The following is a 14,342-nucleotide window of genomic DNA, read 5'->3' on the forward strand; positions in this document are numbered from 1 at the left end:
GCCCGCTTTTTCTGGATTTATCGTTACCGCAAACAATGCCTTAGCTACGCGACGTTAGGTATTCATGTACCGCATCAGCATGACGCTCTTCAGAAAATTCAATAAGGCTACTACCATTGCATGTTAAACCTTCTTCAGACGTTACCATACGTAATACCTCACGTTGGCTGGCACCAATTCGACCTACGTTACGCGATAGGCTTGAACGAAGAACTCTTACATCGTCATCAATTACCGCTTTACAAAACCCAGCAAATTGGGTTTCACCTACAAAGCGGATGTCTTTTTGCGGTGCTGCCGCAGTGGCGTTAACGCTAAATGCTACGGTTGCAGTTACGGCTAGTACTTTTACCGCGTTTGTTAGTTTTGTATTAACTCGTTTCATGTTTCATTCCTCAATGTGTGGTTGAAGGTGCTATATCAAGTTTGTGGCAAACTCTTGGGTTTTGGTCGAACGGCGCAGAATGGATCAACGTTTCGCTCAACGCCCTTTATTTATGCACCAAGAATCAAAATTTTTCTGTTGAATGATTGTGTAACGGCGGTAAATACGCGGTAAATCAGGTTGTTACACCCTTGTTACCAACTTAAGTGACTGTTTTGCAAAGAATAATTTAAATTACATATTACTAATATATATAGAAGAGTAACTTGTAGGAAGAAAGAAGTATAAGACTTTAGTATAAAAAGGCCCCTTAAGGGGCCTTAAAACTGTAATTTTAACAAAATTTTTGAAGATACAGCCTAGTTAACAAGCAAATAATTGCTAATTTTACGTAATTAAATTACAAAAAATGTAGGTAACTACTCATATTTGCGCTCACGCTTGGTTTCAATTGCGTCGATATAAGCGTGCCATGACGCATAGCCGACAATAGGCATTAAAACAATAAAACCAACGAAACCTGTAACATAACCGACCGCAACGGTGGTAAAAATTATGGCTCCCCAGATGAGCATAGGAACCTTGTTTACCCACACTGCGTTTACGCTGGTCAGTACTGCCGTGGCAAGGTCGACTTTGCGTTCCATCAAAATAGGTTGGGTAAACGCCGTAACAAATAGCATTGCCAATGTAAAACCAGCGCCAACGAGTGTGCCCAACGCTAAAAATGGTAATAAGCTTTCTAAATCGTTTTCTATATAAGGTGGATAGAGAGCATGAATTAGAGATGCAACACGCAACCAAAAAATCATCATCACCATAAGTAAAATAGCAAAGCCCCACTCGTTAAACGCATTTCTTCGCATTGCGCGCAGCGAATGACGCAACGTAGGCTTATGCCCTTTTTCCATTTCCCAGCTCACATCGTAAAGGCCAGCAGCCAGAAACGGCCCTATCAACATAAAACAAACAATGGCGGGTAAAATAACTAGGTGCCAACCTGTCATTTCAACCAAGTACATAATGAACCACGGAATAACCGCGAAAAGAACGCCATAAAACAATGTGAGCCCCGGCGCACGCATAGCGTCTCTTAATGCTAGCGACAGCCACTTAATCGGGTCACCAACGTCTAACTCTTTACAGGGAATAACACGTGCTATACCACTTTGCGTGATTGCATTCTCTGGTGTTTCTTTGAAATGGTGGGACATATTCTTATCACCTCTGCTTGTTAGCCTGTTTGTTACTAACGCGTTTTTTATACACGCCTTACTACTACGATAGGCGCAGAATGAAAAGTTCACAAGCTATTAACATAAATTTTATACTTAAGTGACAGGAGTGATATTCATCTCGTTACATGTTCAATAAATAGCCACTTGGTGAAAAAAGTCGTACTTAAAGCGGAAATACTGCAAAAAGGCCATCGCATATGGCTTTGGATTGCGATAATCTCAGGGTATGTAAATCAACCAGATAGACCATGAAAACTGTATCTCGCTCACATAAATTAGATAACGTTTGTTACGACATTAGAGGCCCCATCGCTGCGCAAGCACGCAAAATGGAAGACGAAGGACACCGCATATTAAAGCTGAATATAGGTAATCCCGCCCCATTTGGATTTGAAGCCCCTGACGATATCGTAAAAGACGTTATTCATAACCTGCCTACGTCTCAAGGATATTCAGACTCGACAGGAATTTATGCCGCCCGCGTGGCCGTGATGCAGTATTACCAGCAGCGCAACATTAAAGACATCCGTGTAGACGATGTTTATATTGGCAACGGCGTATCTGAGTTAATCATGATGGCGATGCAAGCGTTGCTTAATCATGGTGATGAAGTTCTTATTCCAAGCCCTGACTACCCACTTTGGACGGCAGCAGTTAGCCTTTCGTCAGGTTCACCAGTTCATTATCGCTGCGACGAACAAGCAGGCTGGTTCCCTGACATTGACGACATAAAAAGTAAAATCACCAGTAAGACTCGTGCAATAGTACTGATCAACCCTAACAACCCAACTGGCGCAGTTTACGACAAAGCCCTGTTACAAGAAGTAGTTGAAGTTGCCCGCGAACACGGCTTAGTAGTGTTTAGCGACGAGATTTACGACAAAATTCTTTACGACGAAGCAAAGCACACCAGTATTGCTTCACTGGCTGACGATGTGTTTTTTGTTACCTTTGGCGGCTTGAGCAAAAACTACCGCGTGGCGGGCTTTCGTTCAGGTTGGCTAGTTGTCAGCGGCAACAAGCGCCTGGCGTCGGATTATATTGAAGGGCTTAACATACTGTCTTCTATGCGAATGTGCGCGAATGTACCTTGTCAAAGTGCCATTCAAACAGCATTAGGCGGCTATCAAAGTATTGACGACTTGGTAAAGGAAAATGGGCGTTTGCGCATTCAGCGTGACGTAACCACAGATATGCTAAACGGTATCGACGGTATCTCTTGCGTTAAACCTAAAGGTGCCATGTATTGTTTCGCCAAAGTAGATGAGAAGAAATTCAACATTCAGAACGACGAACAAATGGTGTTGGATTTATTAAGCTCTGAAAAGATTCTGCTGGTACACGGTCGCGCGTTTAACCTAACCGAAGGCACCTACTTCCGGTTAGTATTTTTACCGCACAGCGATGTATTAGTGCCTGCACTGCATCGTATTGGCAACTTCTTTAGAACGTATAAGCAAGGGGCGTAACGTGTCTGATAAAAGTCACTTTTTTGCGCACCTGGCGCGCTTAAAGCTTATTAATCGCTGGCCGCTTATGCATAACGTGCGCACAGAAAATGTGCAGGAGCACAGTTTGCAGGTCGCCATGGTTGCCCACGCGCTTGCTTTAATAAAAAATAAGTTTTTTGGCGGCACACTAAATCCAGATCGCATTGCAACCATGGCAATATTTCACGACGTGTCGGAGGTACTCACCGGTGACCTCCCTACCCCTGTGAAATACTTTAACCCTGCGATTAAAGAAGAATATAAAAAGATCGAAAAAATTGCAGAGAACAAGCTAATTGAAATGGCACCTGAAGCATTTCGAGAAGACTATGCGGCGCTTATTGATCATCACTACCATAGTGAAGAAGAAGCTTTTATTGTGAAAGCAGCAGACGTACTTTGCGCTTATCTAAAAACGCTTGAAGAATTAGCTGCTGGTAACCAAGAGTTTAAGCTGGCTAAAAAACGATTAGATAAAACCCTTAAAGAGTATCATTCTGAAGAAGTAGACTACTTCTTAACGCGTTACGTACCAAGCTTTTCTTTAAGTCTTGATGAAATTACGCAAGACGATATGTGAGCAAAGTAATTAAGCGCCCCGAAATTACTATACTGACGTAACAAAAGTAGCAAACACAGCATGGCAGCGAGGTTTTTTTGGCAACAAGCGATTGGGAATTAGCATTACACGAGCGTCGTTTACCCCGAAGCGAAACGCGCGACGGCGATCACCGCAATCCGTATCAACGTGATAAAGCGCGGGTTCTTCACAGCGCCGCGTTTCGCAGATTGCAGGCAAAAACCCAAGTGCTGGGTGTGGGGCTGAGCGACTTCTATCGCACTCGACTTACCCACTCTCTAGAAGCTGCCCAAATTGGCACCGGTATTACAGCCCAGCTGTGGGTGAAGTTTCCAGATATCGCCACTACTTTGGCTCTTGATCCTACGTTAATCGAAACCCTCTGCTTGGCTCACGATATTGGTCATCCACCTTTTGGCCATGGTGGTGAAATTGCCCTGAATTACATGATGCACCAATACGGCGGGTTTGAAGGAAACGGACAAACCTTTAGGATCATCACTCAGCTAGAGCCCTATACCGCCGAACACGGCATGAATTTATGCAGAAGAAGCGTGTTAGGCTTGGTTAAATATCCGAATTTTATCGATGCCCTTCATAGTAAAGGACCTACACCAGAGCGCCCTGTTTCACTTCGTCAGGTAAAGGCTCACGACTGGCACCCTCCGAAGGGGTTGTTTCGCTGCGACGAGCCTCTATTCGACTGGCTACTTGCGCCATTTAGCAATGAAGATAAAGATGCGTTTATGCAGTTTACTGCAAAACCGAATACCCACAGTAAAACGCAATTTAAATCGTTCGACTGCTCAATTATGGAGCTGTCTGACGATATCGCCTATGGCATTCACGACTTAGAAGATGCCATTGTAATGGATATGGTAGACAAGCATCATTTTGTCGAGGATGTAACCACCCCGCTAAAAGCACTAGATGTACCCTGGCTGTCAGACAATATAGAAGTGCTTACCAATAAGCTATTTAGCGCTGCACATCACGAAAGAAAAAATGCCATAGGTGCGCTGGTAAATAGCTTTATCACAGCCATTGAAATAAAAGGCGTTGAGGGTTTTGCTCACCCGTTACTGGCGTTTAACGCCGTGATGCCCGAACAATTTGCACAAGCCCTAGAGCTTTTCAAACGCTTTGTGTTTAACAAAGTAATACGCCGCCCCGATGTGCAGCTTCTTGAATATAAAGGACAGCTGGTGGTTATGGAGCTTTTTGAAGCCTTTGCATCAGATCCCGACCGCCTACTTCCCGAAAACACCCAAGTTCGCTGGCGCAAGGCCTGTGAGAACGACAATGGTATGCGCGTTCTCGCCGACTATATATCCGGCATGACCGACGAATTCGCCTCTCGCCTATACAGCAATATCTTTTCCCCTAAACAAGGCGGTATTCAAGATAGTTTGCATATGTAAACTAATCGACGAATTAAAGAATCGTGCAGTTACTTTTTCTAAAAATGGCGTTGAGCATAGCTTATAAATGCGTAGAAGCACTCACCAACCAAGGAATGTGTTCAATTTCAATATAGCTGTACACTCTGTTTCTTAGCGATGCCGCAGGTATTACACCTTCATTTTCAAGTTGTTTGATCAAACGCTTTGTACTTAACTCAAGGGATTGGGCGCGCATTTGATTATAGCCCACTGCTAAATTTCGCAATAGCAACGCAATATCAATGCGCTCATCTAATACGCTTTCGGGATAGCGTTTGTGAAAGTTAAGGATTGCGCGATACGTTTTCGCCATAAAAATTGTTTCTCTAGTAACCATCCCATACATTTGAGCAGCTAAACTTCGCGTTAGGTGGTCTGTCTCTCTAAAGTGCCTCATTTGGACTTGATTAAAGTATTCATCATTTGCATCAACCAAAGTGTCCAACGCTTTAAGGGTATATTTAACTTTCTTATTTCCATAAAGCGTACAGCTTAAAAAATTTCGAAGTTGCGACCTATCCTTCACAACATTTGCTTTGGCTTTTTCATACAGGTCGGATATATCTTCCAGCAAAAGTGGAGAAGTACCGTTAGCGATGTTCGCTGATAAAAATTGAAGACCGAGTGAAGCTACTACCATATCGGGCAATTGCACGTTGGGGTCAGTTAATATGTTTTCAATTGCACTAAGCGTAGAAGCTTCGCTTTGATTTGGGGTGCCCGAAATAATGGAGTGATATAGGGCTGCACTTTTATCTGAACTACGCTCGATAAAAGGAAATGCATCGATGTTGGATAATTCGTTAGCCCAACTGATATTTGCCACATTCACACATAAGACAAACACGATTGCCGAAAATATTTTCATAGGGTCCTTCCTTTGCTGTTAACATCAGCTTTCCTGTCTGATTTAAACCCTACTGCCATTATTACAGCATGTCAAAATCGAAGAATTGTAACAGCACCACTCTTTAATGAAATTTAATACCGATTTCTACGGTCTAATTTAATACGCACCTAAAACTTAATTGCTGTGGTCTCGTATTAACAGCATTGGTAAGACATCAAGTAAAGCTTAATGCGCGCTATAACATTCTCAAGTACCAAATATACACAGAGAATCTTATTTAGATATGGCGTTTTTTAACGGCAGATAAAGGTATAGTAATGGCAAAACCATTTAAACCCTCAGTAAAATTAACTGACAATGACGTAACCAATGAAGACGTTTACAAGAGTCGTCGTTCATTGCTTAAATCTATGGGCTTTGTAGGTGCGTCTACGTTACTTGCAAAGTCGGCAGGTGCTGCCGGTTGGTTCTGGGAAAATGAAGAAGAAAAGGCTGCTTTCAAAGGCAAGGCACTGGAGTTTAGTCAGCCCCCTAAGTTTCAGATAGCGGAAACCCGAACGCCTGAAGATAAAGTGACTAGCTACAACAATTTTTATGAGTTTGGCACATCTAAAGATGCGCCTGCTAAAAATGCGACTGAATTTCAAACTAATCCATGGACGTTGAAAGTTGAAGGTATGGTGAAAAACCCCATTGAGCTTGATTACGATGCCTTAACCAAACGCTTTCCCCTTGAAGAACGCATTTACCGGTTGCGCTGTGTTGAAGCGTGGTCGATGGTGGTGCCTTGGATTGGGTTCGAGTTAGGGGCGTTGTTAAAACAAGCCGATCCGTTGATGTCAGCCAAGTATGTGGCATTTGAAACTTTATATGACCCTGAGCAAATGCCCGGTCAACGAAGCCGCTTTACCGGTGGTGGTATTGATTACCCTTACGTAGAGGGTTTGCGTCTTGATGAAGCTATGCACCCGTTAACGCTAATGTCGGTTGGTCTTTACGGGAAGACCTTACCACCTCAAAACGGCGCGCCTATCAGGCTTGTTGTACCGTGGAAGTATGGTTTTAAAAGCATTAAGTCTATTGTGAGAATTAGCCTGACCGACAAGAAGCCTCCTACCACATGGAATCGACTGGCCGCCAACGAGTATGGCTTTTACGCTAATGTGAACCCAAACGTGTCGCACCCAAGGTGGAGCCAAGCCAGCGAGCGTAGAATAACCACAGGTGGGCTACTTGCCAGAAATCGCATCGACACCCAAATGTTCAACGGCTACAGCGAAGTTGCGCCACTATACAAAGATATGGATTTATCCCGTTATTACTAGCTGCTACTTTTTATAGGGCTACGAGCAAATAGCTAGCCCTTTTAACCAATATCTTATAACCGAAGCTATTAAACATTATTATTAAGTTGTTCATTTAATGCCGTTAAGAAAAAAACCGTTTCGATTCTCTATTTGGCAGCGTCGCAGTTTGAAGGGCCTTATTCACCTTTTTGCATTAGGCTACGTCGCTTGGTTGTTCTTTGCCGGGATCAACGACCAGCTTGGACCAGACCCCGTAAACACGCTCATTAATGAGACTGGAACTTGGGCAATCCATTTTCTTTTACTAACGCTTACTCTAAGCCCACTTGCTAAATGGCTACCAAGCCCAGAACCTATGCAATTCAGACGTATGATTGGCGTATACACCTTTGTGTACGCCTTTGCACACCTACTCACTTACATTGTGTTTGAACTCCAGCTTGATATGGCACTAGTGGCTAGCGAGATAGTAAGCAGGCCTTACATAATTGTTGGCATGGCAGCGTTACTTCTTCTTTTTGCTCTCACTGCCACGTCGTTTAAGCGTATCCAGCGCAACATGGGAAGAAAGTGGCAGAAGCTTCATAACAGCATTTACCTAATTCTGCCCCTTGCACTACTGCATTTCAGCTGGTCACAGAAGACGTTTTGGCAAGAGCCCGTTTGGTATTGGATGATTGGACTGATATTAATGAGCCCAAGAATGAAGCAGTGGTATGTGACGTATCAGAAGAAAAGCCAAAAGAAGTCGAGAGACGAAAATGCGGCAACGTGAGAAAAATAAAGCAGACAACTTTTTAAACCAGTACGTAAAGCAGGGCAGCATAGCGCGCTGTTTTACTAATAGTTACGGCAAGAATGAAATACCAAAACGGGCTTCTAAGTACACCTGCCACTAGCGTAATAGGGTCGCCAATAATAGGTACCCAGCATAGAAACAAGCTCCACTTCCCCCACTTCGTAAAGGTGTGACTTGCACGGGTAAACGCCGCTTCGCTCACTTTTAACTTATCGGTCGCAATTTCTTTTCCGAACTTGAAGCCCAATACATAATTAACCACCGAGCCGAGTACATTTCCTAACGAAGCAACAAAAAGCAACAACACCCAGCTCAACCCACTACTGTATAAAGCACTAAGCACAATTTCAGAGCTGAAAGGCAATATAGTGGCAGCCAAAAATGCTGATAAGAACATCCCCAAGTAGCCTAAATGTATTAATGCGCTCAACGCTCCTCCAGCTTTATACAGTAGTGTTCTATGTAAGATTCGCGCGGATCTTACCTCAATCGGTGTCTAAATACTTCCTGCAGAAATTGATAGAACAAAAAAACCATTATCTTTTATATAGTTACTGAGAAAGCACCAATTTGTGTGAAAAAAGTACAACTAAATACTTGCCAAAGCCCTCTTTTACGAATACTGTATACACATACACACTGTATAAGCAACCAGCATCAATTAATAACAATATTCCCCAAGTTCGTATTGTGAACTTTAGGGCAAATGCATAAAGGGTTTTACTATGAACACATCTTCAGTTTCACGATTTAATGCTTTGCGCGCTTCGGTTTCAAATGTTGTTCAACTACCGTTACCGATAGAGGGATTTCCTAGCGAAAAACAAGGTAATGGAAAAGGAAGTAACAACAAAGGTTGGAATTATCTGCTTTCAAACACGGTGTCGTTTTCAAAAACCGTTGATCATGCAATTCGTATTCAAAAACCTGAAAAAGAAAAAATGCCAGAGTGGATCAGTAAACTGATTACAGGTGGACAGTGTAAAACGCTTTATGTAGAAAACATCGATTTGGACCTTCAACCAACAGATAGTGAAATGATCAGAAAGCTGTGTGAGCTTTACTCTGTCAGCCTAGTGAATGTGCGTGTTAACAGTATTAATGATGAACAAAATGTCGCATTGGGCCCTTGGTGATAAAAAGCCTGTTTATGCCTAAATCCTGTTTTTGCCCAAATAGAGACATAGGCAAAGTTTAAACATTTATTGTCATACGCCCTTTTGCCCTATTTTTTGGTATGGTTTTCTTGGTATGAGTTCTTTGGTGTGATTTCTCTGACATGAGTTATCTGGCATAGCTCGCCACGGAATCATTGAATACCTGCAACATTCACGTTTAAAAAAGTTGGGGCTCACGCCACTTATATTTATACTGTAGCGCTTTGTTATACTCTTAAACCGCGAGTTGTCTTATGCGCTGTTACTGTTGCTCATCAAAACCCTTCAACGAATGCTGCGAGCCTTTTATTAAGGGTGTTGAATACCCTAATTCTGCCGAACAACTTATGCGCTCGCGATTTTCAGCCTACGCTACAGCGCACTATCAGTATATTCTGGAAACCTATACCAAAGAGAAGCAGCTGGCTCTTTCTGTAGAGGAGTTGGCGAAAAGCGCACAAGGTGCGACATGGTTTGCGCTGAAAGTACACCCCACTCTAGCGGCTAACTCCGTAGATAGCTTGGTAAATAACTCGGTCGGTAGTACTGAAGCTAGTTCGATAGACAGTTCTGCACATGCTAGCGCTAAAGTCGAAGCGCTAACTAGCGCCGAGCCAATTTTAAAGCCCAATACTGCCGTCGTTGAATTCACTGCTTACTATTTTGAAAATAAGAGCATGTATCAGCTTCACGAAACGTCGAATTTTTGTGTTGAAGACGGTAAGTGGCGTTATCACGATGGCGAATTACACGACGACTGCGGAAAAGTTAAATACGGCAGAAACCTCCCTTGTGTTTGCGGTAGCAATAAGAAATACAAACAATGCTGCGGGCTTAAAAACCGTTAATGCTTTAGTGGCTTGAAAAAGTTAACGCATACTAATTATTGCTCTACACTTAAACGTAACGTGATGTGAAGCACTTAGGTAAAAAATAATAATATGATTCACATATTGTCGCTGCCGCTTTTTGTGACATCCAGCATCTGCTTGCTGATGAGCTTTTTCTTCGCTTTGCTCTATTACCGACTAACCTTTCACCATAAAGAACCCGTTAAATACTATTTTCTATTTGCACTGTCGGCTTTAATAAGTGCGATTTTCTTTGGTGCTTTTGGCGTACTGGTGAATTCAGGTGAGAATCTTTTCGCTCTTAGTATTTCAAATAGACTTACCATTATTGGGGCTATGTTTACCCTTGTCACTAGTCTTCATTTCTACCTTGCATTCTATAGCTACACCGCCCCTTATTTTTTGAAATGGTGTTATGTCATCTGCGGTATATTTTCTGTTTTAACTGCTGTGCCCAGCCCATACTTTTTAGATAATGCGTTCTATGCGACGTCTAAGTACTATACCGGGCTAAAGTATGGATTTCTTTTTGAAGTTTGGGGAATTTGGATCCTGGTGTTGGGATCCTATTGCATATATATACTCGTTCGCGTGTTTGCCCGCCAACGCTCAAGACTTGAAAAAAGTAGTACTGTACTACTGCTTCTCATGGCGAACACACTATGGCTTATAACTGGTATCAGCGATACGTTAACCGGTATAGAAGTTGTTGATCTTCCCCCGCTCACTTGGCTTGGTTCATTTATTGTTACCAGTACCATTGCATGGATTTTAGTACTTCACATCGACGGATTATATAAAGATAGACGTAAGCTCAACGACAAGTTAATGCACGACCATTTAACTCAGGCCTTATCTCGTAGTTTTTTAGAAGTTAAGCTAAATGAAGCCATTTTTAGGATCAAAAATAGCGACATAAATCGATTAGTGGTGTGCATATTCGATGTTGATAATTTTAAAAATATCAACGATAACTACGGTCACTCTAGTGGTGATGTATTACTCAAAAACATTACTGAAATTGTGAAAAGACACCTCAGCCCAAGTGACTGCGTGGCGCGTTTAGGTGGCGATGAATTTGTGATCTTATTCTCTGATTACCACTCTGCGCTTAAAGCGAGTGATATTGTAGAGCAAATTCGCCAAACTATTGCTTCTACAGTATTTAAAGCAAAAGCACACACTTTTAGTACAACCTGTTCATTCGGAATAGTAAATATCTTATCTGAAGGGGACCTCGCAGAAGACCCGGCTCACGATATTTTATCAACCGCTGACGAGGCCCTATACACGGCGAAATCTTTAGGCAAAAATACTATTAAAAACATTGGCTATCATGATTGATATTTGCGTTTTTAGCTTGATGATCTGCGTGGCTTCCCACTTCATAATTCAACCACTAGATACCGAATTTTACCATTCACAGCCTGTGGCAGAAAAAACTGTCCATTATATGTAAAATACTGAATTCCATTAATTTTGACCGTTTGTGCTTCATTCGGCAATTGGCTGTAGAAATGGCCTGATAAATATTGTTTTTCACCCTCGTGTTTTTCAAGTATAGGTTCACTTACCACCACGTATTCATCGCCCGATTGAAAGTAGTAAACACCCTCCGCCGTAAAATATCTATCTCCCTCGAAAATAATCACATCGGGGTTTGGTGGAAGTGTCTTAACAGTGATACCTATAGGAGGTTTAACTACTTGGTAATGCCCGTCGAATTTACGGTAAAACACACCATGATGGTAGCGATAAGCGGCCCCGTGATAATGAATGACGTGCGCATTTTGGGGAACGTCTTTTGGTTTATGTCCCGGCTCGTAACTAGGTTTAGTTAACACGTTTGTGATAAGTGCTCCTATTCCTATTCCTGCTGCTACTGCAACCACGGCACCGCTGCCATGTCCACCGACCCTAACGTGCCCTCTAGCACCGCCAGGTGAATGCGCACACGCTGTGATAAGTGATACTGACAAAACAGATACCATCGCTATTTTTAATTTCATATTGCAACCCTATTAGAATTGAAGTTAAACGGTTGGAAGACTGTCGTTACTGTCTGTTCTATTTGATTTCATTCGTTTGAGAAAATTCGTCAGCAACTCATCAAGTAATGTATAAATTGAGTAAAGCGCATGCCGTTAATTTAGTGTCTTCATGCCTAACCTTGTTTCGTGAACAATGTGATCCTTTACCTATATTTCGAGGAAAGAATGTATGACTGTAACTAAATGGAGGTTATACATTATGGAATTACAAGGTAAGACAGCGCTTATTACAGGTGCAAACCGTGGGATTGGAGAAGCAACTGTAAAAGCCCTTTTCGATAAAGGCGTGAGCAAGGTTTATTTGGCGGTACGGGATACTGAATCAACCACTCACCTTCACGCAAAATACGCAGAAAAAGTGGAAACACTGCAAGTTGACGTTACCGATAAGGCATCAGTCCAAAAGCTCGCCCAAAAAGCCACTGATACTCACATTGTCGTTAATAATGCGGGAGTGATGAAGCACGAGTCGCCGCTAAGCGAGAATGCTGAAGATGCCCTTCGCAGTGAGTTTGAAGTAAATGTGTTTGGCTTACTTCACGTTGCGCAAGCATTTGAATCGACACTGGTTGCCAACAAGGGTGCCATTGTTCAGCTTAATTCCATTGCATCAGTTAAAACCTTTGGCGACATATCAACATACTGCGCATCTAAAGCAGCAACCTATTCGTTGACCCAAGGCTTACGTGAAAAACTATCTGAAAAAGGGGTAGCAGTCATTAGTATCCACCCAGGCCCTATTGGAACTGACATGGGTAAAAATGCAGGCTTTGATGATGCTCCCGGTCCTGAAGTCGTAGCGAACGCGATAGCAGAAGCGCTAGAAAGTGAAGATTTTCATACTTTCCCTGATGACGTTGCTAAACAAATTGGCGACGCATACGCGAGTTTCGCAGACAATATTATTTTAGGCGACATGTCTCTCTAGTACCTAAAAAAGCGCCCCCGTTCAGGGGGCGTTGTTTCTGAATTCTGCTATACCCACCAAATCTTAGGTCATTTTTATTCTTGCTCCACCAAAGCTATGTCAGGACTTTAGGCAATAAAACAACTCAGTACCTAAATTCTATGTACCGGAAATGGGCGCCCTAATATGGAGTTTGGAATGACTCAGCGTCACTGCGTCTCTGGAGTAACACAGTTTACTTTTACATCAATTATATTAGTATAAATTCTAGAGCGGCTTTGTATTACGTGTATTACGAAGCCGCTTTTTTATTTCTAATTGTCACAACATTGCTACGAAATCTACTATCGTATCTAGTTATGAAAAATAAAAAACAAGGAAGGTTATGACTACTATTTTACGTATTGCTGCGACGTTCTCTGCTACTGCGCTCTTATTAGGCTGCGGTGGTAGCGATTCAAACGATACACTCGACGACCTCAACGCCAATCGCGCAAAGTGGGAAAACGGAAACATCGACAATTATCAGTTTGAATATCAAGTCTCATGCTTTTGTACCGAAGAAACCATACTTCCTCGCTTAGTCTTGGTAGAAGATGGTCAGGTCACCTCTCAAACCATTGTTGCAGGCAATATTGCCTTACCCTTAGATGATGCAACTACAGAAAACATTGATAGCTTGTTTCAACTTATTGCATTAGAAGAAAGTCGTGCAGAATCTCTATCGGTAAAATACGACCCTGAACTCGGCTATCCGACCGAAATTAGCGTGGATATCAACGAGCAAATAGCTGACGACGAATATACCCTAACAATTAGCAACCTTGTTGCCGAAGGCGATGTGGCTTGCACAGCAACGGTAGAAGATGGCCTCTTGCTTTCGGTAACAGATAAAACAACGCAAATGCCGATTGCATGTGGCGTTACAGCTACTGTTACGGAAGAAGCGTATTCAGAGACCGTTGAGATTGATGATACGGATTGTGCGGATGACGATTTAATTGCAATGCTGGAAGAACGTCCTGGCTTTTACAGCCTCACTGTACAAAAACAGGGTTATCAAGACTATCTGGTAGATAATGTAGGTATTGGTAAAGACTTGTGTCATGTCTTGACCAGAGAATTCAACGTAGAACTAATACCAGAATAACCATTGCTCAACGGCTTTCGAAAAAAGCCTGAACCATAGAGTGAAATGCCCCCCCAGTAGTTGGACTATCCAATTACTGGGGTCACGCCAGTAGGCTCAGGCTTTTTGTTAAGTTACCTGCGTGTCAGGCTTGTA

At 42.5% G+C, this 14,342-nt stretch carries 15 protein-coding genes; 10 read left to right on the plus strand and 5 right to left on the minus strand.

What is annotated here, in order from left to right:
- Positions 1-40: 40 nt before the first annotated feature.
- Both E5672_RS13995 and E5672_RS14000 read right to left on the minus strand, forming a co-directional pair.
- Positions 41-385 carry a DUF3718 domain-containing protein gene (locus E5672_RS13995; protein ID WP_136782758.1) on the minus strand — a complete coding sequence of 115 codons (345 nt, stop codon included), beginning with the start codon at positions 383-385 and terminating at the stop codon, positions 41-43.
- A gap of 419 nt (positions 386-804) precedes the next feature.
- Complete coding sequence (locus E5672_RS14000; RefSeq protein ID WP_136782759.1) at positions 805-1,599, minus strand: DUF2189 domain-containing protein; 795 nt, start codon at positions 1,597-1,599, stop codon at positions 805-807.
- Positions 1,600-1,871: 272 nt separating this feature from the next.
- On the opposite strand from E5672_RS14000, the gene E5672_RS14005 reads away from it, so the two are divergent.
- From E5672_RS14005 to E5672_RS14015, 3 genes are all read left to right on the plus strand, one after another.
- Positions 1,872-3,092: a pyridoxal phosphate-dependent aminotransferase gene (locus E5672_RS14005; RefSeq protein ID WP_014998627.1), complete on the plus strand. Its 1,221-nt coding sequence runs from the start codon at positions 1,872-1,874 to the stop codon at positions 3,090-3,092.
- A 1-nt stretch (position 3,093) separates the two neighbouring features.
- Positions 3,094-3,693, plus strand: a complete 600-nt coding sequence (yfbR, locus tag E5672_RS14010) for a 5'-deoxynucleotidase (protein WP_012519109.1) — start codon at positions 3,094-3,096, stop codon at positions 3,691-3,693.
- 77 nt (positions 3,694-3,770) lie between these two features.
- Complete coding sequence (locus tag E5672_RS14015) at positions 3,771-5,114, plus strand: anti-phage deoxyguanosine triphosphatase (RefSeq protein ID WP_136782760.1); 1,344 nt, start codon at positions 3,771-3,773, stop codon at positions 5,112-5,114.
- Between the two features lie 61 nt (positions 5,115-5,175).
- On the opposite strand, the gene E5672_RS14020 is transcribed toward E5672_RS14015, so the two are convergent.
- On the minus strand, positions 5,176-6,003 hold the full coding sequence (locus tag E5672_RS14020) for a hypothetical protein (protein ID WP_136782761.1): 828 nt from the start codon (positions 6,001-6,003) through the stop codon (positions 5,176-5,178).
- Between the two features lie 299 nt (positions 6,004-6,302).
- Between E5672_RS14020 and msrP the strand changes: the two genes are divergently transcribed.
- Entirely contained in the window at positions 6,303-7,310 is a 1,008-nt protein-coding gene (gene msrP, locus E5672_RS14025) for a protein-methionine-sulfoxide reductase catalytic subunit MsrP (RefSeq protein ID WP_136782762.1), read from the plus strand.
- A gap of 97 nt (positions 7,311-7,407) precedes the next feature.
- Positions 7,408-8,067, plus strand: a complete 660-nt coding sequence (locus E5672_RS14030; RefSeq protein WP_136782763.1) for a protein-methionine-sulfoxide reductase heme-binding subunit MsrQ — start codon at positions 7,408-7,410, stop codon at positions 8,065-8,067.
- A gap of 22 nt (positions 8,068-8,089) precedes the next feature.
- On the opposite strand, the gene E5672_RS14035 is transcribed toward E5672_RS14030, so the two are convergent.
- Positions 8,090-8,488, minus strand: a complete 399-nt coding sequence (locus tag E5672_RS14035) for a YqaA family protein (RefSeq protein WP_136783025.1) — start codon at positions 8,486-8,488, stop codon at positions 8,090-8,092.
- A 328-nt stretch (positions 8,489-8,816) separates the two neighbouring features.
- Here E5672_RS14035 and E5672_RS14040 point away from each other — a divergent pair, with 328 nt between their 5' ends.
- From E5672_RS14040 to E5672_RS14050, 3 genes are all read left to right on the plus strand, one after another.
- Entirely contained in the window at positions 8,817-9,227 is a 411-nt protein-coding gene (locus E5672_RS14040) for a deoxyguanosinetriphosphate triphosphohydrolase (protein WP_136782764.1), read from the plus strand.
- A gap of 275 nt (positions 9,228-9,502) precedes the next feature.
- Positions 9,503-10,096, plus strand: coding sequence for a YchJ family protein (locus E5672_RS14045; RefSeq protein ID WP_136782765.1), 594 nt, complete (start codon positions 9,503-9,505; stop codon positions 10,094-10,096).
- Between the two features lie 93 nt (positions 10,097-10,189).
- A complete protein-coding gene (locus tag E5672_RS14050) occupies positions 10,190-11,443 on the plus strand; it encodes a GGDEF domain-containing protein (protein ID WP_136782766.1) in 1,254 nt (417 codons plus the stop codon).
- Positions 11,444-11,484: 41 nt separating this feature from the next.
- Here the strand turns inward: E5672_RS14050 and E5672_RS14055 are convergent, their stop codons facing one another.
- Positions 11,485-12,108 (minus strand): DUF6515 family protein, encoded by a 624-nt coding sequence (locus tag E5672_RS14055; protein WP_136782767.1) that lies wholly within the window; start codon positions 12,106-12,108, stop codon positions 11,485-11,487.
- 211 nt (positions 12,109-12,319) lie between these two features.
- Here E5672_RS14055 and E5672_RS14060 point away from each other — a divergent pair, with 211 nt between their 5' ends.
- Complete coding sequence (locus E5672_RS14060; protein ID WP_240692243.1) at positions 12,320-13,078, plus strand: SDR family oxidoreductase; 759 nt, start codon at positions 12,320-12,322, stop codon at positions 13,076-13,078.
- Between the two features lie 364 nt (positions 13,079-13,442).
- On the plus strand, positions 13,443-14,207 hold the full coding sequence (locus E5672_RS14065; protein ID WP_136782769.1) for a DUF6174 domain-containing protein: 765 nt from the start codon (positions 13,443-13,445) through the stop codon (positions 14,205-14,207).
- Positions 14,208-14,342: the final 135 nt, after the last annotated feature.

The sequence above is a fragment of the Alteromonas portus genome (assembly GCF_005117025.1).
In the GTDB taxonomy this organism is placed as follows: Bacteria; Pseudomonadota; Gammaproteobacteria; order Enterobacterales; family Alteromonadaceae; genus Alteromonas; species Alteromonas portus.